This window comes from Clostridium sp. LIBA-8841, from assembly GCF_057782475.1.
The window spans coordinates 606947-627094 of sequence record NZ_CM173488.1 but is presented as its reverse complement, the minus strand read 5'-3'; the positions used below and the strand labels follow the sequence as shown (position 1 = coordinate 627094).

At 26.9% G+C, this 20148-nt stretch carries 20 protein-coding genes and 1 other annotated feature; of the genes, 1 reads left to right on the top strand and 19 read right to left on the bottom strand.

The window, feature by feature from the left end:
• Positions 1-85: 85 nt before the first annotated feature.
• From AC2A4K_RS02665 to AC2A4K_RS02585, 17 genes are all read right to left on the bottom strand, one after another.
• Positions 86-475 carry a zinc ribbon domain-containing protein gene (locus AC2A4K_RS02665; RefSeq protein ID WP_322504517.1) on the bottom strand — a complete coding sequence of 130 codons (390 nt, stop codon included), beginning with the start codon at positions 473-475 and terminating at the stop codon, positions 86-88.
• Positions 476-974: 499 nt separating this feature from the next.
• Complete coding sequence (locus AC2A4K_RS02660; protein WP_322504518.1) at positions 975-1295, bottom strand: hypothetical protein; 321 nt, start codon at positions 1293-1295, stop codon at positions 975-977.
• A 31-nt stretch (positions 1296-1326) separates the two neighbouring features.
• Positions 1327-1974 carry a putative ABC transporter permease gene (locus tag AC2A4K_RS02655; RefSeq protein ID WP_322504519.1) on the bottom strand — a complete coding sequence of 216 codons (648 nt, stop codon included), beginning with the start codon at positions 1972-1974 and terminating at the stop codon, positions 1327-1329.
• Between the two features lie 316 nt (positions 1975-2290).
• Complete coding sequence (locus AC2A4K_RS02650) at positions 2291-2875, bottom strand: beta-class carbonic anhydrase (protein WP_322504520.1); 585 nt, start codon at positions 2873-2875, stop codon at positions 2291-2293.
• Between the two features lie 317 nt (positions 2876-3192).
• A complete protein-coding gene (locus AC2A4K_RS02645; protein ID WP_322504521.1) occupies positions 3193-3570 on the bottom strand; it encodes a gamma-glutamylcyclotransferase family protein in 378 nt (125 codons plus the stop codon).
• Between the two features lie 263 nt (positions 3571-3833).
• Entirely contained in the window at positions 3834-4724 is an 891-nt protein-coding gene (locus AC2A4K_RS02640) for an NAD(P)/FAD-dependent oxidoreductase (RefSeq protein ID WP_322504522.1), read from the bottom strand.
• A 4-nt stretch (positions 4725-4728) separates the two neighbouring features.
• The gene (locus tag AC2A4K_RS02635) at positions 4729-6150 is read right to left on the bottom strand and encodes an NAD(P)/FAD-dependent oxidoreductase (protein ID WP_322504523.1); all 1422 of its coding nucleotides are present in this window, start codon (positions 6148-6150) and stop codon (positions 4729-4731) included.
• A gap of 63 nt (positions 6151-6213) precedes the next feature.
• Positions 6214-7038, bottom strand: coding sequence for a Cof-type HAD-IIB family hydrolase (locus tag AC2A4K_RS02630; protein ID WP_322504524.1), 825 nt, complete (start codon positions 7036-7038; stop codon positions 6214-6216).
• A 200-nt stretch (positions 7039-7238) separates the two neighbouring features.
• The gene (locus AC2A4K_RS02625; RefSeq protein WP_322504525.1) at positions 7239-7592 is read right to left on the bottom strand and encodes a hypothetical protein; all 354 of its coding nucleotides are present in this window, start codon (positions 7590-7592) and stop codon (positions 7239-7241) included.
• Positions 7593-7838: 246 nt separating this feature from the next.
• Entirely contained in the window at positions 7839-9185 is a 1347-nt protein-coding gene (locus AC2A4K_RS02620; RefSeq protein ID WP_322504526.1) for an FAD-dependent oxidoreductase, read from the bottom strand.
• 131 nt (positions 9186-9316) lie between these two features.
• A complete protein-coding gene (locus AC2A4K_RS02615; RefSeq protein WP_322504527.1) occupies positions 9317-10189 on the bottom strand; it encodes a YitT family protein in 873 nt (290 codons plus the stop codon).
• Between the two features lie 270 nt (positions 10190-10459).
• Entirely contained in the window at positions 10460-11809 is a 1350-nt protein-coding gene (gene brnQ, locus AC2A4K_RS02610; protein ID WP_322504528.1) for a branched-chain amino acid transport system II carrier protein, read from the bottom strand.
• A gap of 221 nt (positions 11810-12030) precedes the next feature.
• Positions 12031-12300 (bottom strand) — a binding site (T-box leader).
• A gap of 273 nt (positions 12301-12573) precedes the next feature.
• Positions 12574-13389 (bottom strand): phosphonoacetaldehyde hydrolase, encoded by an 816-nt coding sequence (phnX, locus tag AC2A4K_RS02605; RefSeq protein ID WP_322504529.1) that lies wholly within the window; start codon positions 13387-13389, stop codon positions 12574-12576.
• Between the two features lie 2 nt (positions 13390-13391).
• A complete protein-coding gene (gene phnW / locus AC2A4K_RS02600) occupies positions 13392-14477 on the bottom strand; it encodes a 2-aminoethylphosphonate--pyruvate transaminase (protein ID WP_322504530.1) in 1086 nt (361 codons plus the stop codon).
• A 279-nt stretch (positions 14478-14756) separates the two neighbouring features.
• Positions 14757-14942, bottom strand: a complete 186-nt coding sequence (locus AC2A4K_RS02595; protein ID WP_322504531.1) for a hypothetical protein — start codon at positions 14940-14942, stop codon at positions 14757-14759.
• A gap of 6 nt (positions 14943-14948) precedes the next feature.
• Positions 14949-17396, bottom strand: a complete 2448-nt coding sequence (locus AC2A4K_RS02590) for an extracellular solute-binding protein (RefSeq protein ID WP_322504532.1) — start codon at positions 17394-17396, stop codon at positions 14949-14951.
• Positions 17389-18141, bottom strand: coding sequence for an ABC transporter ATP-binding protein (locus tag AC2A4K_RS02585; RefSeq protein WP_322504533.1), 753 nt, complete (start codon positions 18139-18141; stop codon positions 17389-17391). Before AC2A4K_RS02585 ends, AC2A4K_RS02590 begins: the two co-directional genes overlap by 8 nt.
• Before the next feature lie 237 nt (positions 18142-18378).
• Here AC2A4K_RS02585 and AC2A4K_RS02580 point away from each other — a divergent pair, with 237 nt between their 5' ends.
• Positions 18379-19137 carry a DeoR/GlpR family DNA-binding transcription regulator gene (locus tag AC2A4K_RS02580; protein ID WP_322504534.1) on the top strand — a complete coding sequence of 253 codons (759 nt, stop codon included), beginning with the start codon at positions 18379-18381 and terminating at the stop codon, positions 19135-19137.
• A gap of 83 nt (positions 19138-19220) precedes the next feature.
• Here the strand turns inward: AC2A4K_RS02580 and AC2A4K_RS02575 are convergent, their stop codons facing one another.
• The gene (locus AC2A4K_RS02575) at positions 19221-19757 is read right to left on the bottom strand and encodes a YcxB family protein (protein ID WP_322504535.1); all 537 of its coding nucleotides are present in this window, start codon (positions 19755-19757) and stop codon (positions 19221-19223) included.
• Between the two features lie 124 nt (positions 19758-19881).
• Complete coding sequence (locus AC2A4K_RS02570; RefSeq protein ID WP_322504536.1) at positions 19882-20142, bottom strand: hypothetical protein; 261 nt, start codon at positions 20140-20142, stop codon at positions 19882-19884.
• Between the last annotated feature and the right edge of the window lie 6 nt (positions 20143-20148).

Below are 20148 nucleotides of genomic sequence, written 5' to 3'. Positions count from 1 at the left end.
AACTTTATTACTGGCTCTAAAGATATCTGCTTACTTGTATCTTCAAAGTTAAAATTATAATAATCTAAAAATTATATTTAGATTATTATAATTTTTTGCCACAGTATGGACAATACTCATAATCTTCTTTTAAAACCTGCCCACAATTAGGACATCTTCTTTCTAGAGCATTTTTACCATACCTTTTCCCTTCTTGAACACCCCTCATATCTTCCTTTTCTAAGGCTACATCTTCTCCTTTTTCAATAGATTTTCCTTTTTCTTTTGAAATCTCATATATTGAATTACATCTTTTACATATAATATAATATCTTTCATTCCATCTAAAAAGTTGGATAAAAAATATATGAAAATATTCATATATTTTTATTAACTTTCCTTTAGTTTTAACTCCACAGTTGGAACATTCTATCTGATCTAAATCTTTTATTTCTTTTTGTTTATTTTCGACTCCAAATATACCTATAAAAAACATGCTTTTCTCCTATAAAAAATATTATCTTTAAAAATGTATCTATTTATTTTGCCTCTGTACCTATAGCTTATTTCTACTTTCTCTTTACATTTTTCTTCATATATTTAATTATACTTCAATAGCAATCTATTCTAAACTACTACTTAAAAATTCAAATAAATAGTATAATCTGTAATTTAATAATATGTCACTTTAAATTCATTTTTAAGTGAAAGTTAAAATTTTTAATTTTATATCTTGAACTTACACCTTAGAGTAAAGCGAAAAGTCACTTTATTAATTATTCAATACTAATTTGCTCATTATGAATACCTTACTATTTTATCTAAAAATCAACACTATTTTAAACATAGCCAAGTAAAAAAGTTGTATCAAAAATTTAAAATAAAATTTTTTAATACAACTTCTCTTCTTCAAATAAATTTTTATTGTTCATAATCCCTATGTTATTTATTATTAAATAATTTCAAAACATCTTATTATACTAACCTCATTTAATTTAATATTTATCCTCAACTAAAGTTAATAATGCCACTTGTATTGGTAATAATGTAGATCCTTCATCACAATTTCTAAGGGAAAGTCTAAAAAATTGACCATATATTTTTATAACTGGATCGCCATTAATATTCATATTAGTATCTTCACATTGAAAATTGTATTTTTTTAAATATTTAAGTAATTCTTTCTTTAGCTTTTTACGAGAAAAACTAAAACTACCTAATAAAAATGTAAACATATCATTATATTCTTCAAAATCCTCTAATTCCAACTCTCTATGTTTACTTAATGCCTCTTTAAATTCTCTTGAAATACTCATATTCCTCACCCCATAGTACTAATACTTTTAATTATTTAAATTTAAATATCATATTTGGATAAATCTTTTTCAAAAATTCATCTGGATACTTTCTATCTAAAAATCTCTCTAAAGCATTTTTTGCTTGTACACCTTTCATTCTTGCAACTTCTCTTCTTACAGCTAAAGCTGAAATAATGATGTCCGGTATTAATAATACTAAGAATATAATTGTAATTATTTTTATTGCTCCATCTGAAAAACAACCCATAAATTTATCAAATAGTGGATAAATATCTCTTAAGAAAAACACTCCTAGTATTCCCCAAAATACTGAATATTCAACACTCGTTCTTCCATGGATACTGAGGTTTTTACTGTTGTAATCCCATGAAACACTTCCTAAAGTCTTTTCTTGTACCCATGAGCATAAGTACTCAAAAATTCCTCCTATAATTGCACTTATGAAAAATATTATTATTCCATTATAATTAATAAATCTATATAGTATTAATGTAAGAACTATCCCCCCTATTCCATATACTGGACTAATTGGACCATAAATTAAGCCTTTTCTGCTTTCGAAATATCCATGTTTTACATAACACCAAATCATTTCAACACAATAACCTAAAATAGATCCTATAGTAAATATCCATACTATTTTATATATATTCATAGAATTGCTGATATTGAACATATACTCACCTCCATATTTATGTAATAATACAATTATATCATGTTTAGAAAAAATTAACATATAATTAATATTTTGCTTTTATCCATTATTTTTATGATTAGTTTAATATCTTTAAAATCCTATGAATTTTAATATTTTACTTATCAATACTCATAATAGTGTATAAGCATTATTATTTTTGAATTATTGAATTTTTTAATTATTGAATCTTTTAATATTAAGTCTCTCTTTTAAACCAATTTTGATTTTTATAAATAAAAATGCATAATTTCTAAGAAAAAATCTTAAAAATTATGCATAAAACTAATTTTATTATTTATAAAGTGCTTTCTTCATATCCATTAACTACAACTTGAAGTTCTCCTGTATGCGGATCAATAATAAGTCCATGTATATTAACATCAGTAGGCATTAAAGGATGATTTTTTAGGGCTGTTACACTCTCCTTTACAGAGTCTTCTACACACCCAAATCCATGAAGCCATTTTTCTACATCTATGCCACAATGTTTTATAGTTAAAATAGTCTCTTCTGATATTCCTCTACTTTCCATTTTCTCAATCATATCTACAGGATTTAAATTACTCATTCCACATCCATGATGACCTACAACTAAAACATCCTCTGCACCAAACTCATAAATGGCAACAAGTATACTTCTAACAATACTTCCAAAAGGATGCATTATTGTAGCTCCTGCATTTTTTATTATTTTAGCATCTCCATTTTTAATATTCATAGCTTTTGGTAAAAGCTCTGTAAGTCTTGTATCCATACAGGATAGGATTACTAATTTTTTTTCTGGTTTTTTTGTAGCCTTATATTTCTCATATTCTTTATCTTCCACAAAATTTTTATTAAATAATAAAATCTCATCTAGTCTTTTTATGTTTTTTTCCATACCAATACCTCTAAATTATATTTATTATTTATATTTTACATTTTAGATTTTTAAAAATTAACGTTTATAATACTATATCATAATATTGAACCATGTCCTAAAAGCTTTTTTCTTCTAAAATATTAATTTTAGAGCCTTATTAAGAGAAAAAACTAAGTATTCTCCTTTAATCTTAGTATTAAAAAAGCGATTTGTTTCAAATTAGTGTTGATTTTTAACTAAATCTAAAAATCAATATTTACTTAAAACATAACCTAGAAAAATTAAAAATAATAGGATTATGATGAAAAATTTCACCATAATCCTTATTTTTAGATTTATAAAACAATATTCCAATCCTGGTATCCCTTATTTATTATATCTAAGTAATCATCTTCCGGTAATTTATTTCCTTTTTCAACCATCACATAAGCAAATGCCTCATAAAAAACACCATTACTATCTTGAACCTTTAAGTTTATCTTTTCATAAAGATATGGATACCCTTCAAATTCATCTAAATTTTTTAAATCATTTATTGAAAGCTCATAAATAGCTCCATATACCCTTTCCCCTTGGCATGGAATTATATCTGCATATTTATTATAAACTAATTTATAATCCTCAAGATATACCCTAACCATAGGAATAGCTTCAGGGCATCTTCTTTTAATTTGTTCTAAACTTAGATTACTTCCATAAGCAAAATAAACCATATACTCTCCCCTTTTCTTAACGTATACCATATATATTATTCCAATATATCTATAATCTGTTAACTTATTCTACCATAATATACTAAAATAACTCCACTAAAAAGTTAAATTAATTTTTTAGTAGAGTTAAAATTTTATAAATCCTTATGTAATATTGCCAAATATTATTTCTTAATGGATTTATTAAATAATATATTATATATTATTTATATTACTATTCTAAGATTTAATGATATAAATAGTAATATAAAATTTAATCAAATTTATTTTACATAACTAATAAGTTTTTTACACTCATCTTCAATTTCTTCTATTGATTTATGCACATAAATTGCATTTCCACAAGCATAAATACTTTTCTTAGAAGTTTCTAAATTTTCATCTACCTCTGGACCTGTTGTGCTTGGATTTAATTTTAATCCACTTCTTAGTGCAACTAAGCCATCTGAAATCATTGGATAAGCAAACATTACTGTATCACATTTTATAACTTTCTTTTCATTGCCATTTTTTATAGTTACAGAATTTACTCTTCCTTCTCCATGAATTGAAGTTATTTCATAACCAGAATATAAGTTCTCACTTAAATCAAAAACTTCATCTTTAGATTTATCAGTTATGATTCCAGCAATTTTAATGTTATGTTTCTTTAAATCCTCTTGAATCATATAAAAAGTATTATCTCCTACTATAAAGATATCTTTACCTGGAACCATATTTTTAATTCCAAAAGCTTTTTTAGCCATTCCTACAGTTAAAACACCAGCTATACGGTCTCCTGGTATTTGAACTGCATTTCTACTTTTTTCTTTACCACCATTAGCGATTACTATGTTTTTACCTTTTATCTTTTCTACTCCACATTCACTACTTGTGCAAAGAACCTCATTAGAATCTTCTATTTTTAAAACCATAGTATTTAATTTAACATCAACATCTAATTCATTAAATTCTTTTAATAAACTTTCTTTATATTCTATTCCTGTTAAATTACCATTTTCACTTATGTTATAATCAGCTGAATTTAAAGCTCCACCTAAGCTTGGATCTTTTTCTATTAAAAGAATATTTTCTATTCCATTTTTTTTACCATTAATAGCTGAAAGAAGACCTGATGCTCCTCCCCCAATTATAATTAAATCATATTCTCTCATAGCATTAATCCTCCTTAAAACCAATAACTGGTGAACCTTCACTATTTTTGTTTATGTCACTTATATCCACGCCTAATTCTCTGCTTAAGATTTTACTTATAGGAAGTGTACAACCAACACCTTGACATCCTCCCATTGAAGCTCTAGTTCTTCTCTTAATGGCATCAACAGTAGTAGCTGGTATAGGTCTATGAATAGCTTCTACTATCTCACCTTCAGTAACAAATTCACATTTACAAATCATATGTCCATATGCTGGTTTCTCTTTTATTAATTTATTTTTTTCTTCTAAAGAAAGTTCTGCGAATCTAGCTATTTTTTCTCTAGTTCCTTTAAAATTTTTCTTTTCTACTAAATCTAATTTTTCTCTAAGCATATTAACTACATATACCCCTATAGCTGGAGCTGCAGTTAATCCTGGTGAATCAATTCCGATAACATTAATAAAGTTTTCAGCACCTTCTGCTTCTTCTATTATGAAATCTCCATCTTTAGTTTTAGGTCTTATTCCTGAGAATGTATTTAAAATTCTAGCTACAGGTAACTCTTCAACTGATTTTTTACTCTTCTCTAAAATTTCATCAATACCTTCTCTAGATGTTCCTAATTTTTCCCCGCTCTCTGCATTAGGTCCAACTAAAAGATTTCCCTCTGCTGTTGGAGTCACTAAAATTCCTTTACTTAATTTATTTGGAACTTGGAATAAAGTTTTATTTATCATAGCTCCCGCTACTTTATCAAATAAACAATATTCACCCTTTACTGGCTCTATTTCTCTTTTCTTCATACTTACAAGATTGTTTAGGAATGCTCCCTCTAATCCTGATGCATTTATTATAACTTTTCCATTTAATACATCTTGGTTATTTAAAGTTATTTTATATCCTTCTGATACTTTTTCTATATTAGTTACCCTTGAGTTTAATTTAAACTCTACTCCATTTTCAGCAGCATTTTCACCTAAAGCAATTGTCATTTCATATGGACTTACTATACCAGATGTCTTTACACTTAAAGCTCCAACTATACTTTTATTTAAATTAGATTCAACTTCTAAAGCTTCTTCCTTATTAAGTATTTCAAGTCCTTCAACTCCAAGTTTTTCGCCATTTTCCTTTAATCCTTCTAAAGCTTTCATATCTTCATCTGAAAATGCTAAAATAAGTGCACCATTTCTTTTAAAAGGAAATTCTAAATTTCTTGATAAATCATCAAACATTTTATTTCCTTCTATATTTAATTTTGCCTTTAAAGTACCAACTTTTTCATTATATCCAGCATGTACTATACCACTATTTCCTTTTGATATTCCCTCTGATACATCACTATTTTTATCTACAACTAAAACATCTAAATCATACTTTGATAATTCTCTAGCTATTGAGCATCCAACTACTCCAGCTCCTATTACTATAATATCTTTCATACTGTATCTCCTTTTAACCAAAATTTCACTTTAATAAAAGGCTATTAAGCTTGTCTAATAATTTTAAAGTGCAAACTTTCTTATAGCCTCTGCAACACCTGCATGTTTATTATCTGATGTTACATAGTTAGCAACCTCTTTAACTGAATCTATAGCATTTCCCATTGCCACTCCAGTTCCTGCCCAAGTTAGCATTGATAGGTCATTCTCACTATCACCTATACACATTACTTCCTCTTGAGAAACTCCTAAATGCTTAGCAAGCATCTTAACAGCCTCTCCCTTTGAACTTCCTTTTTTCATAATTTCAAAATTATCATCCCATGAAGATACAACTTCTAAATCTGTTGTACAAGCAATTAATTCTTCTTTTGCTTCTTTTAATTTATCTTTAAATTCTTTTTCTACGCATACGCCTTTTAATATTTCTCCATCATATTTCTTAAATGCTTCATCTAAATCTTTAACAACTTCTAATCTTACTCTTTCTTCTTCTGGTAATGTTTTATTTAAAACTTTATACACATGGTTGTCTGGTAATTCTTTTGTTGAAATAATTCCCCAGTTCGTATTAACATATGTAAATAGATTATTTTTCTTTGTTATTCTATTAAAGTCCTCTAAATCTTCAAGCTTAAGAGGATTATTATATATCTCTTCATTATTAGCACCACCAATATATGCTCCATTACAAGCTATAATTGGAGTTTTTAATCCTATTGTGTCTGAGTACATTCTTGCACAATCATAAACTCTTCCTGTTGTTATGGCTACAGTTATTCCTTTTTCTACAGCTTCTTTTATTGCTTTTTTATCTTCCTCAGCAACCTTTTGCTGATCCATAAGTAGAGTTCCATCCATATCAATGCATATTAATTTTATACTCATACTAACCACTTCTTTCTTTTGTTAATTCTCTCTCTTTACATATTTATTATATACCCTTCTTGTTAATAAGTTAAATATTTGTTTTAGATAATAATAATAATCTTATACTTATATATGTAATAATAAAAATAAATTGATTATATTATAAAAAAGTATAGAAATTTTCAATAAATTCCTATACTTTTAAATATCAAATACTTTTATTTTATTTCAATATCTTCAAAAATTGTATTTGCAGTTGTCCATTGTTCAAATCTAACTGATACTACTAAACTATAAAATCCTAAAGTTATTATTATTAATATCCACCAAAGTAACCAATGTCCTATTAATTCCTTAGGATCACCTATAAATTTTAGTCTTTTCCCACAAATAACTGTATACTCACATTTTTCTTCATACTTCATGCAAAGAATCCATGGGTAAGCTAATCCTAAAGTCACTATTCCTAATAATAAACATTTTAAATGATGAAAAATTGTATTTTTAACTGTATTATCAAAGTAGGAGTCATATTTTTCTTTATTTAAAATAATTGATGATTTATGAGCCATTTTATTTCTCCTTTTGTTTATTAATATTTTTCGCTTAACTACACTTATAATTTTCTTAAATATATAATAATACATTTAGAAAAATTATCAACAACTCCTAATTATTATTTCTTTTTAAAATAAATGTATATATAGATTATATGAAAAATATATAATTAACTGTTAATCAATATATTAAAATTAATGCATATATGTAAAAAGCATAGAAAACTTTTAAGCTTTCTATGCTTTTTGATTTATATAACTCTATTTTATTCCCTGTTCAAAAGAAAAAAGGCTATTTTCATCATATATCTTTCTAATCTCTCTTAGCTTGTCCTTATTTTCACCATAATATTCTCTTTCATAATCTTTAAGACCTTCAAAAGGAAAATTTATAAATGATCCTTTAGTTATACTCTCTATATATTCAAAATTATTTTTTATCCATTTTATATTCTCTTCTGCAAAAACATCATCTTCCCAAACAGATTGTATGCCCATAATAAATCTTGCATCTCTATAATAAAATGCTGATGAATCTTTTTCTACATCTGATACTGCTCCACCTAATCCATAAAAAGATATAGCAGCATAATATGCTCCCTCTGCTCTATTGGAAACTATGTCTATAAGATTTTCAATTTCAAAAGTTTCATAATCTCTAAATATAAATCTTCCTGTTGATTTATACTTTTCATATGGAGGATGACTATATTCTATTTTTCTATTAGCTTCTAATACCCTCATGTAGCTCAAATTAAAATTAACTTTTGTTGGTAATTTAAATGGAAGTAATATTTCATTTGCTTCATCTTTATTTCCATAAAATAATCCTGTAATTTTAACTCCTATGCCTTTATCTTTTGAATTATAGATAGCTGTTTTTAAATTCATTCTTCTATCTAAATTTTTAAATGTTTCCTGTAATGTCTTTATTACATAAACCATTTCTTCTTTTTCTACATTAGGATAATCTATATCTATTAAAGTTGCCATCTCTATTTTTTGAGGAATTTTAAAGGTCATCGAAACAACTACACCAAAGTTGCCACCTCCCCCACCTTTAGCAGCCCAAAATAAATCTGGATTATCTTTTTCATTAGCAATAATAATTTTCCCTCTACTATTTATAAACTTTACTTCTAAAAGATTGTCACATCCAAGTCCAAATAATCTACTTGAATATCCCCAACCTCCACCTAGTGCGAATCCTACAACTCCAACTGTTGGACATCCACCTCCTGGAAATGGATATCCTAAAACTCCTAATGCTTCATATATTTCTTCATTCTTAACGCCACCTTCTATAGTGACCATCATGTTATTTTCATCAATAATTATATTATTCATTTTACTTAAGTCTATTACTAATACGTCATTTCCTGTAGAATAACCTTCATAATTATGACGTCCAACTCTTATTCTAAAAGAAATATCATTCTCTTTAGCCCAAGCTAAGGCATTTTTTACATCCTCAATATTATTACAAAATACTATTCCTAAAGGATACTTTTTTATAGCTCTATTCCATGATTCTATACTTTTTTCATATTCTAAATCTCCCCTAGTTATAACTTGTCCAGTCAATTTAGAGAAATCAACATTTATCATAAGCTCACCTTCTATACTAAATACTTTCCTTTAATGATGATATCATAAGTTTTTTATTTATAAAATCAAAAAAAGAAGTGAAAGATTATAACTTTAGTTAAATTAACTAAAATAATCCTTCACTTATTAAACTATATAAGAGAATTATCGTAGAATTTTCCTACAACCTCAACTGTTGGTTGTATATTTACAAAAGCTTCTGGATCTATATCCATAACATTTTTCTTAACAATTAGTAATTCATGTTTTGAAATTACTGTAGTAACTGAACTTAATGGCTCATTAGTATATCCACCATAAAGATTTCTTCCAATTGTAACTCCTCTCATTTGACTCTTAATTAAGCTATCAACTACTTCTTTTTCTTTCTTAGTATATATAGTTACTGTAAGTTTAAATTGCTGTATATAAAATAAGTCTATAACTTTAGTAGTAACATAGATTGAAACTAAGCTATAAAGAGCTAATTCCCATCCATAAACTAATCCTGCAACTAAAAGTATTATTCCATTTACTAAGAATCCTAGTTGTCCAACTGATTTACCAGTCATTTTTTGTACAACTAAAACTATTATATCTGTACCACCAGTAGAGAATCCTGCTCTAAAGCACATTCCTACTCCAGCTCCCATAAACACTCCACCAAATATAGAATTTAATAATTGATTATCAGTAAGTGCTCTTGTTGGAATAAAACCTATAAAAAATGATAATGAAATTATTGAAAGAAAACTATATAAAGTAAATTTCCTACCAAGTTTTCTAAAGGATAAATAAGCAAGTGGTAGATTTAAAATTAGAACCCATGTTGAAATATCAATATGAATATTAAAGAAATCCCCACCAATTGATGATAATAGCTGAGATATTCCTGTAACCCCTGATGAATAAATATGTGCAGGTGTCAAGAAAAAATTAACCCCAATTCCAGCTAAAGCCCCAAAAAGAATTATGGCAGTAATTCTATAGGCAACCTGATAAATTCTTTTGTTCTTTTTATTCACTCACTTCACTCCGTTCAAAGTTATTTTTTTACTATTACTTATTGTTTGAAAATTTATTTAATTCATTATATCATCAATAATTTTCTTTTAAATAGTTTTAATTACTATTTTTACAATTTATGATATTTTATACTTTTTACTAACTATTTATTATTTTCTCTCTATATAAGTTAAAATATTAATATTCGATAATAGTATTTTTTCATATGTCAAAGAAAAATTTTTATAAAGTTGGAGTGAAAAGTCCTCTACTACTTTAATATAAAAAATTTAATTTACCTCTAAGATTTTTTCTGTATCTTTTTCTCTAATCTTTTCTACAAAAGACTTTAATACTAAGCCTATTACCAATCCAAAGAAGGCTGGTAAAACCCATCCTAATCCCTTTGAGTAAAATGGTAATTTTTCAAAAAGTCTATTTATAAACTCTATATTTATACCTGCTCCACTTAATGCATGAAAAACGCTAACTACTGTGGTAAATGCTATAGTTGTACCATAGACAATTGAATTTTCCTTTATAAATTTATCTAACATCGATAAAAGAATAAGCATGATTGCCATAGGATATATTGCATTTAATACTGGTACTGATACTGCTAATATCTTATTAAGCCCCATGTTAGCTAAAATCATACTTGTTACTGTTAATATCCTAACCCAAGAAACATAATTTATTTTTTTAGTTAAAGTTTGAAAATACTGACTACAAGAAGTTATAAGCCCTACACAAGTTGTTAAGCAAGCCAGTGTAAATATTACTGCTAATAAAATCGCACCTGGTTTTCCAAATATATATGTCATAATGTTCCCAAGAGTTTGAGCCCCATTCTCTGTTAGTCCAAATCTTCCTCCACTTGTAGCTCCTAAATGAGCAAGCATTGAATATATTAAAATCAATAATCCTCCTGCTATTATTCCTGCTTTTACAGATGTTTTAACAACGTATTTTTCTTCTTTTACCCCTTTTGATTTGATTACAAGAGCTATAACAATTCCAAAATTTAGAGCGGCAATTGTATCCATAGTCATATATCCATCTAAAAATCCACTTATAAATGGTGATTCTTTATAAACCCCAGTTACCTCTCCATAGGCTCCTAAAGGCTTAAAAATACTGGCTATAAAAATCAATGATATTAATATAAGTAAGCTTGGTGTTAAAACTTTTCCCATTCGATCTACTAACTTTGCTGGTGATAAAGATAACCAATATGCCACAGCAAAAAATACAAAAGTATATATAAATAAAGCTAAATTATTAGATATAAGTCCTTTTGGTAAAAAAGGTGCTACCGCCATTTCAAAAGGCAAACTTCCTGCTCTAGGTATCCCTAACCCTGGTCCTATTGAAATATATATAAGTACAGTAAAAAACGTTGCAAAAAGCGGATTTACTCTACTAGCTAAGGCATGTAAACCTCCTGATTTAGCCACAGCAACTACTCCCAAAACAGGAAATCCTACTGCCGTAACGAAGAAACCTAAAATAGTAATCCAAGTGGCTCCCCCAGCAGCTTGTCCTAAAAATGGCGGAAAAATTAAATTTCCAGCTCCAAAAAATAATGAAAATAACATTAAACTTACTAATAACAAATCTTTTCTTGATAATTTTTTCATAAATACCTGCCCCATTTCTTTTTTTATTGACCGTATTTTAAATAATAATTATGTTTTAAATAAATATTAATTTAAATCAAATCTAAATTAATATTTTACTCACTCTAAAAATTAATATAAAATATAGTCTTACTTTTTAATCACTGTAAAAAATTATAATTTCACCTTCTATGTCCATAAAAAAGCCCCCTTTAAAAATAAAAATACCTCGTCCCCTTATAAAAAGGGACGAGGTTTAATCGCGTTACCACCCTAATTCTATAAATATAACCTAAATAAAATAGATTAAACTTATAGCACTCGTAAAATACGTACTAAATAATACGCTTTTCCTTTAACGGTGAAAATCCGATAAAACTTACTAAAATATAGCTTCAGTTTTACTTCTCCGAGATGATTTTCAGATATACCTTGAACATTGACTTTCAGCAAATTGTCAACTCTCTGTGGAACAATAAATATTTCTTACTTTTTCTCTTCATAGAATTTGCTTTTGAATTTATATGTATATTACCTTTTATTTTTCCATCTGTCAACTACAAGTGTATTTTTTATTTATTTTTTATTCATTTCTATTTTTAATTAATAAAAAATAAATTATAATGAATAATTTTTCTTATTTTAAAACAAAAACTAATCTCTTAAAGTTCTTAAAAGGTTTAATAAAAAACCATATTAATCCCTTTTGATTAATATAGTTTTTTATTTATAATAACTAGTGTATATTTATAGCCAGTTAAATATGCTATTTTTTCTTATAAAAACTAATATTTTTTCGGACTTTTCTCTTCAGATATTAATGTATTAATTTTTTCTATTAGTTCTCCGATTTCTCCCATAGTTCTTATAGTAAAATCAGCTTCCCATTCTAAGAATTTTTTTTCTGTCTCTTGTATTGCCTCTTCTTTTTTTTCGACTGAAAGAGAATTAAATTCTTCATAACTTAAACCCATTGTAGAACTACCAACAACAACTCCAACAGTCCATACTCCTGCACTTTTTCCTTCTTTTATATCTGATTCAGTATCTCCAATTTTAATTGCACTTAAAACAGAGGAAATTTTTAATTCTTCTAAATTTCTAAAAATCATATAAGGATATGGTCTCCCACATGAATTTGTTGAATCTGCAGTAATCCAAAAATCTGGTTCATAACCATTTTCTTTTGCTCCCTTAGTTACTATATCCATCATTGAATTAGTATATCCTGTTGTTGATCCAACTTTTATGTTATTTTCTCTTAAATATTTAATTGCATCTAAAATTTCTGGTATAGGTTCAGTATATTTTGAAAGAGATTCTAAAAGAGTTTTTTCAAATTTACTATGAAGTTTCTCAACATCATCTTCAGTAAATTCTCTACCATAGTTTTCTCTCCATAACCCCCTAATTCTATCCATCTCAAGCATAGTTCTTATATGATCTCTCTTTAGCATCCCCATTGGCTTTCTAGCCTCTTCCATAGTTACATCTATTCCTGCATCCTTGAATATATCTATGAATACATTTATGGGTGCAAAGCATCCAAAATCCACAGTTGTTCCAGCCCAGTCAAATATTACTCCCTCTACTCTTTTCATCTTTATTTTCCCTCCATATAATTTTTAATTATGCTACAAAGTTTTTCTATATCCTCTATATAAATTTCTCCAATATTTCCCACTCTAAATGTATCTGCATAGGTAAGTTTTCCTGGATAAATTACAAACCCTCTTTCTTTTATATATTTATAAAACTCTCCGAACTCAAACTTATCTCTATCTAAAAAGAATGTAGTTATTATAGGGGATTGTAAGTTTTCATCTATATATGCTTCGATTCCTATTTCTTTTAATCTAGCTCTAAGAAGTTCATTGTTTTTCTTATATCTATCATATCTTGCTTGAACTCCACCTTCTTCTCTTAACTCATCTAAAGCCTTAGAAAAAGCTGCAACTACATGAGTTGGAGATGTAAATCTCCACTTACCATCCTTGTCCATCTCTTTCCATTGGCTATATAAATCTAAAGAAACACTTCTTGATATTCCTTCACACTTTGAAAGTTTTTCAGTATTAGCTATTATAAAACTAAAGCCCGGTACCCCTTGTATGCATTTATTAGCACTACTAATCAAATAATCTATTTTTAATTCATTGATATCTATTGGAATTCCTCCAAAACTACTCATAGAATCAACTATAAAACTTTTATTATATTTTTTACATAACTTTGCTATATCCTCAAGGGGATTTAATATTCCTGTTGTGGTTTCACAATGAACCATAATAACATGTGTTAATTCAGGGTTTTCCTTTAGAATATTCTCTATTTCATACTTATCAGGTAACTTATCGTAATCACAGCTATAAACTAAATTATTAATTTTTAAGCAATTAACCATACTAACAATTCTTTCTCCATAAGCTCCATTAGTAATAATTAAAGCTTTATCTTCATCTTTTATTGCACTTGTTAGAACTGACTCAACTCCAAAACTTCCACTACCTTGCATTAAAACAACAGTGTACTCATCACCTGAAACATTTCCTATTTCCAAAATATCTTTTCTTATTTTTTGAGTTATTCCTTTGTAATCATCATCCCATGTACAACGATCAAAAAGCATTTCTTCCTTTACTGTTTTAGTTGTTGTTAAAGGTCCTGGTGTTAAAAGTTTATAATTCATTTTTCTCTCCCTCTCACTTTATAATTTATACTTTGGCTCTTTTTTAAACTAGTGTTGATTTTTAGCTAGCCCTTCAGACCTAACTTAATTTCGCAAAGTATTGCTATCATCCGCTTCAGAATAATAGCTAAAGCTTTTAAACTCGCTATGCTCAAACAGAAAAAGCTTCTTAACGCTATTATTCTTACGCATATAATGCAATACTAACTGCTCATTAAGATAATCTTACGGTTCTATCTAAAAATCAGCACGTACCGAAAACAGATCCTATATTTAAAATTACTTTGCTTCATTAAAAAATTCTTGATGTTCATTTAATAGTTCTGCAGTTAAATTCTTTTCAAACTTTTTTTGATAACTAGGTTTATTAAAATCCTGAACTATTTCTCCTTTATATAAAGGAACAGGATAATTATTTATTAACTTTTTTCTTGCCTTACTTAATATTATTTCTGTCATTCTCATAGATAGTTATTGCCTATCTTTATTATCTTTTTTAAGAACAGCTACTGCCTCTGTAAGAGAATAATTCCCTTCTAGTGGATCTACATAGTCTATTGCTTTTCCTTGTTTCTTATATAAAATAGCCTGATGCCTTAACCCAAATCCTATTGCAACTTCTCCAACGCTAACTTTTTTAAGAGGGGCTGAACCTGATGACTCTATATGAGATTCTGAGTTATTAATAATTCCTCTCATAATCTCTTTTCCTTCCTCTTCTCCATAAGCTCCTATTACACCTTGTACTAAAAGCCATCCTGTTGAAGAATTCATTATGTTTGGTATTGATATCAATCCCTTATACTCTTCTTTTGTAAGATCCTTTAATGATTTTGGAAACTCTAATCCCTTATAATTTATAAAATTAGTATTTATAAACATGGTTCCTGTATTAGATAAAATAGGCAGATAAAAATCTGGATATTCTTCTAATGTATCTAACTTGAAATCTAAGGTCTCAAACATGTTATGCTTAACTTGTGCACTTTCTAAAAAATATGAGCTCATGGTTACTATATCAGCCTCCATGTTTTTTCCTTCAGCTAATAACTTACCACCTAATTCTGATGTACCTATAGGTTGAACAATATACATATCTTCATATCCTTCACTATCTAAACTCTCTTTTATAAATTGGATTGCTTCATCATCTGCATTGGTATAAATGATTATTTTATCCTCTACTTTATTTCTACAAGAAATAAAACCAATGATTAAAACTAAAATAACACCTAAAGAAGTAGCAATTTTAAATCTTTTGTTTAAAAATTTAAGTCTCTTATTTTCAACTTTTTTCTTATCATCAGCTAAATTTCTTTTTATGCTCTCTGAAAAAACTCTAACTATAATATTTGTAATAAAAACTAGAATGGATAAAATAAATATATTATTGAAATCTCCATAATGTTGAAATTCCTTAATTTTACTTGTTATCACTGTAGTTCTAGCTGTAATTAAAAATATAATTGCACTTATAGTAACCATTGAATTTATAAAGTAATAACTTATCATATCTATTATTGTTAATATTGAATTAGGAATTACTACTCTAAAAATCGTTTTCCCCCAACTATCTCCTAATAATTCTGCTGTGGTTTCCCATGATGGATTCATCTTTGAAAGGGAACTTTTTGCCATCATATATGGAGTAGTAAAAAAATGTACAATATTGCAGAGTACTATTATTGTAAAAGTACCTTTTAAATTACTTTTATTAAATAAAAATAAGTAAGCTAATCCTAAAACCATTCCTGGAACAGTATTAGTTATCATAGAAAAAACATCTATTGATTTTTTTTCTTTATTACTCATATTTGTTCTAACATTTATAAGAGCAGCTACATATGCAATAAACGTTCCAATTAATGCTGTCATAAATGCTACTAAACAAGAATTTTTGAATATATCTATTATTTGATTAGATTCAAAAGCTTCTTTAAAAAACTTTGTAGTAAAGCTCATGTCATAAGGAAAATCATTAACAAATGGAACTATAAATATAACTATGAAAATAGATATAATTACAATCATTATTAAAATTGAAAATATAGAAAAAATTGAATCTCTAAATTTATTTTTAGTAAGTTCAACTTTTGATATCTTGTCATAATGGAAATCAAATTTTTCCAAGTACCCAAGAAGTAATATACCCATAGCTGATGGTATTAACATAAATATTGCAATGGCAGCTCCTAATTCAAAGTTAGGCATAGATCCTAACATAACCTCATAAAGCTTTGTTGAAATTACACTATATGTACCACCTAAAGATGCTGGTATACCAAAATCAGTGAAACTAAGTACAAAAGACAATAAGAAACTTCCTGATAGTGTCCCAATTAATGGTCTAACAATAGTGCTAAAAAAGCTCTTTATATTCCCATCTCCCATAAGTTTTGAAACTAAAATAAATTTTTTATCAATATATTGAAATGAATTATTTATAAGCAAAAATGCTGACGGCAATGTATAGATCAAATACCCAATTAATAGCCCATTAAAACCATAAATTTCGAAGATCTCTCTCCCTACAAATCTTGTTATTAATCCTTCTTTTCCAAAGGAATACATAATGGCAAACCCATATGTTATTGTTGGTAAAAGCATAGGTATTGATATTGATATATTTAATAACTTTTTTATTCTTTCTGAAAAGTTCGTACAATTTACTCCATATGCTAATAAGAAAGCTAAAGTTGTTGTTATTGTTGCTGTTATTAAAGAAATTTTCAAACTATTTATTAGAGCTATAAAAACTTCTTTACTGCTAAATATCAACATATAATTTGATAACCCAAATCCATCTCCTTCTTTAAATGAATTTATAAAAAGTATAAATAAAGGAGAAATAAGAAAAACCATGAAAAAAACTAAAATTATTAAATATAGTGATTTTATTTCTATCTTTTTTCTATGCATAACATTCTCCAAATAAATTATAAATATTTTCTTTTTTTATTATTAATTGTCTTAATATAAACTCTTGTATAAAGTTATTTTCAGGCTTATTTATAATTTCTTTTGGAGTTCCAAATTGAGATATCTCTCCTTTATCTATAACTAAAATCTTGTCTGACATTGTTAGTGCTTCCTCTGGATCATGTGTTACTATAATTGTTGTAAGATTATATTTTTTAGTTATAGTTTTTATTTTATCTTTTATAGTTTCTTTTATTACTCCATCTAAAGCACTTAAAGGCTCGTCTAAAAGTAATATTTTCGGTCTTGTAGCTAAGGTACGTGCTAAAGCAACTCTTTGTTTCTGTCCCCCAGATAAATATTGTATTTTTTTATTTAGATGAGGTTTTAATCCCAATAAATCAATTAATTCATCTAATTCTTCTGTTGATATTGTATTTTTCTTGTTTTTCAACCCATAAATTATATTTTCATAAGCATTAAGGTTTGGGAAAAGAGCATAATCTTGAAAAACTATATTAAACCCTCTCTTTTTCATTGATACATTACTTATATCATTTCCTTCAAAAATTATTTCTCCATTATCAACATCTGTAAATCCCAAAATTATATTTAGCAAAGTAGTTTTCCCACTTCCACTTGGACCTAGCATTGATACTATTTCTCCCTTTTGTATTTCAAAACTAACTCCATCCAATACTGATTTACCATCAAAAGCTTTTTTTATATTTCTTAGTTCTAACACTTTTATTCCCCCTAATAAATCACTACTTAATTTCTTTAACTTAAGTATAACTTCTCTTAAGTTAAACCATATTATGAACATGTTAAAACTAAGTAAAATATTACAAAGTTATTATAAACTCTTTACTATATGTTTATCAACTCTTTATTTTAACTTTGTAAATTATCCTAAATTCTTTAACTTAATAGTAATAATATGATAAAATTTCTTTATATCTATTTTTATGGGAGGATTAAAATGTTACCTAGCGAAAGACAAAACAAATTTTTAGAACTTTTATCCCAAAAAGATGTTGTAACTATTATAGAGTTTTCAAAAGAATTTCAAGTATCAATTGAAACTGTAAGAAGAGATTTATCCATATTAGAAAAGGCAGGTAAAATTCAAAAAGTTTATGGTGGAGCTAAACTTAAGGATTTAAACTTTAGTGAACCATCTATGGAATCTAGAATGAATACTAAACTTTCTCAAAAGGATGCTATAGGTAAAAAATGTAGTGAATTTATAAATGATGGTGATTGTATTTTTATAGATAGTGGATCAACCCCTCATCATATAGCTAAAAATCTTTCAGATAAGAAAAATCTATTAATAATAACTAATTCATTATTAGTAGCTAATGAATTAATAAATACAGATTTTGAAATCATAATAATTGGTGGATCAGTAAGACATAGTGAACGTTCTATTGTATCTTATAATTACCTTTTTAACTTTTCTGAATTAAATATACAAAAAAGTTTTTTAGGAGCTGGTGGAATCACTGCTAAAAATGGAATTTCTGACTTTGATATGCAAGAAGCTGTTACTAGAAAACATATTCTTGAACGTTCCAAGGAAGTTTTCATAGTTGCCGACAGTAGTAAATTTGGAAAAGATGTAACTATTAATATAGCTCCTATTGATGCTATAGATTATATTGTTACTGACTCATTCTTAGATAAAAATCTTCAAAAAACCTTTGAAGAAGATAAGCTTATTATAGCTGAAGTTTAAAACAGAACCTAAAAATAAAAAATAGAAGAGATTAAATTAAGTTTTTTATTTAATCTCTTCTATAAACTGTATATTCTAATATCTTACTTAAAAAGTTTTCTGTATTTAGGTCCTATTTTTTCTATTAATAAAGTTCTTAATTCATCTATTAAAGAACCTTCTAAATCAATCTTTCTTATTATGGAAACCTGTCTTCTATTGAAATATATTAAAAAATAATCCTTAGTCTCTATTACCTCATAAAATTTGTAATACTTAACTTTACTTTTTCCTTTAAAAGCTGTACTCTTAACCACTACAACATCATCAAAGAAATCTAAAGTTTCTATTGCCTTTAAAACTCCAGCTTTATCAGCCTTGACTCTTTCTCTATTTTGAAATTCAATTTTCACAATTATTGCAAATAGAGTTATAGCTAATAATATTAACCAATAAATTAAAAAGCTCTTTATTTCAAAAGCTCCATTATTATAAGAAACAAATCCTGCCATTAAAGCAGTAATTATTATAATAACTGGTATTGTAAATTTCTTTCTTAAAAAAGTAGCTATGTACAAAAACCTATGGTAATCTTTTTTATCCATAGAGGTTTTTATGGTAAATAATTTCTTTTCGCTCATGTTAAACTCCCTCATGAAATATTTATTATAATAAGTATTTTATCAAAACAAGATAAATTAATAAATATTCAAAAAAATTTGTGTCAGAACTAAATTCTAAAAGGTCTAGCTACTACAAATAAAATTATTTTTGCTTAGCTTGTATTTCTTTTTCTAATTTAGCATTCTCATCTTTAAGATTTTTTACATTACCTTTAAGACTTTTCAGTTCTTTGTCATCATATAATTTTTCTGTATCATTTTTTATAGTCTTTATTTTTGCAACCTCTTCATTGTATTCCTTTGAGTAATCATGAACCATAAGGTTAGGCGTAATACCTAAAATCACCGCTAATACAATAACTACTTTATGAGTCTTTATAAAATCAATAATCCTACTCATCATTTATAC

Excerpts from the sequence above, each read along its gene's own strand:
- AC2A4K_RS02665 (WP_322504517.1), bottom strand. The coding sequence starts at position 475 with ATGTTTTTTATAGGTATATTTGGAGTCGAAAATAAACAAAAAGAAATA.
- AC2A4K_RS02660 (WP_322504518.1), bottom strand. The coding sequence starts at position 1,295 with ATGAGTATTTCAAGAGAATTTAAAGAGGCATTAAGTAAACATAGAGAG.
- AC2A4K_RS02655 (WP_322504519.1), bottom strand. The coding sequence starts at position 1,974 with ATGTTCAATATCAGCAATTCTATGAATATATATAAAATAGTATGGATA.
- AC2A4K_RS02650 (WP_322504520.1), bottom strand. The coding sequence starts at position 2,875 with ATGGAAAAAAACATAAAAAGACTAGATGAGATTTTATTATTTAATAAA.
- AC2A4K_RS02645 (WP_322504521.1), bottom strand. The coding sequence starts at position 3,570 with ATGGTTTATTTTGCTTATGGAAGTAATCTAAGTTTAGAACAAATTAAA.
- AC2A4K_RS02640 (WP_322504522.1), bottom strand. The coding sequence starts at position 4,724 with ATGAGAGAATATGATTTAATTATAATTGGGGGAGGAGCATCAGGTCTT.
- AC2A4K_RS02635 (WP_322504523.1), bottom strand. The coding sequence starts at position 6,150 with ATGAAAGATATTATAGTAATAGGAGCTGGAGTAGTTGGATGCTCAATA.
- AC2A4K_RS02630 (WP_322504524.1), bottom strand. The coding sequence starts at position 7,038 with ATGAGTATAAAATTAATATGCATTGATATGGATGGAACTCTACTTATG.
- AC2A4K_RS02625 (WP_322504525.1), bottom strand. The coding sequence starts at position 7,592 with ATGGCTCATAAATCATCAATTATTTTAAATAAAGAAAAATATGACTCC.
- AC2A4K_RS02620 (WP_322504526.1), bottom strand. The coding sequence starts at position 9,185 with ATGATAAATGTTGATTTCTCTAAATTGACTGGACAAGTTATAACTAGG.
- brnQ (WP_322504528.1), bottom strand. The coding sequence starts at position 11,809 with ATGAAAAAATTATCAAGAAAAGATTTGTTATTAGTAAGTTTAATGTTA.
- phnX (WP_322504529.1), bottom strand. The coding sequence starts at position 13,389 with ATGAAAAGAGTAGAGGGAGTAATATTTGACTGGGCTGGAACAACTGTG.
- phnW (WP_322504530.1), bottom strand. The coding sequence starts at position 14,477 with ATGAATTATAAACTTTTAACACCAGGACCTTTAACAACAACTAAAACA.
- AC2A4K_RS02595 (WP_322504531.1), bottom strand. The coding sequence starts at position 14,942 with ATGAGAATGACAGAAATAATATTAAGTAAGGCAAGAAAAAAGTTAATA.
- AC2A4K_RS02590 (WP_322504532.1), bottom strand. The coding sequence starts at position 17,396 with ATGCATAGAAAAAAGATAGAAATAAAATCACTATATTTAATAATTTTA.
- AC2A4K_RS02580 (WP_322504534.1), top strand. The coding sequence starts at position 18,379 with ATGTTACCTAGCGAAAGACAAAACAAATTTTTAGAACTTTTATCCCAA.
- AC2A4K_RS02575 (WP_322504535.1), bottom strand. The coding sequence starts at position 19,757 with ATGAGCGAAAAGAAATTATTTACCATAAAAACCTCTATGGATAAAAAA.
- AC2A4K_RS02570 (WP_322504536.1), bottom strand. The coding sequence starts at position 20,142 with ATGATGAGTAGGATTATTGATTTTATAAAGACTCATAAAGTAGTTATT.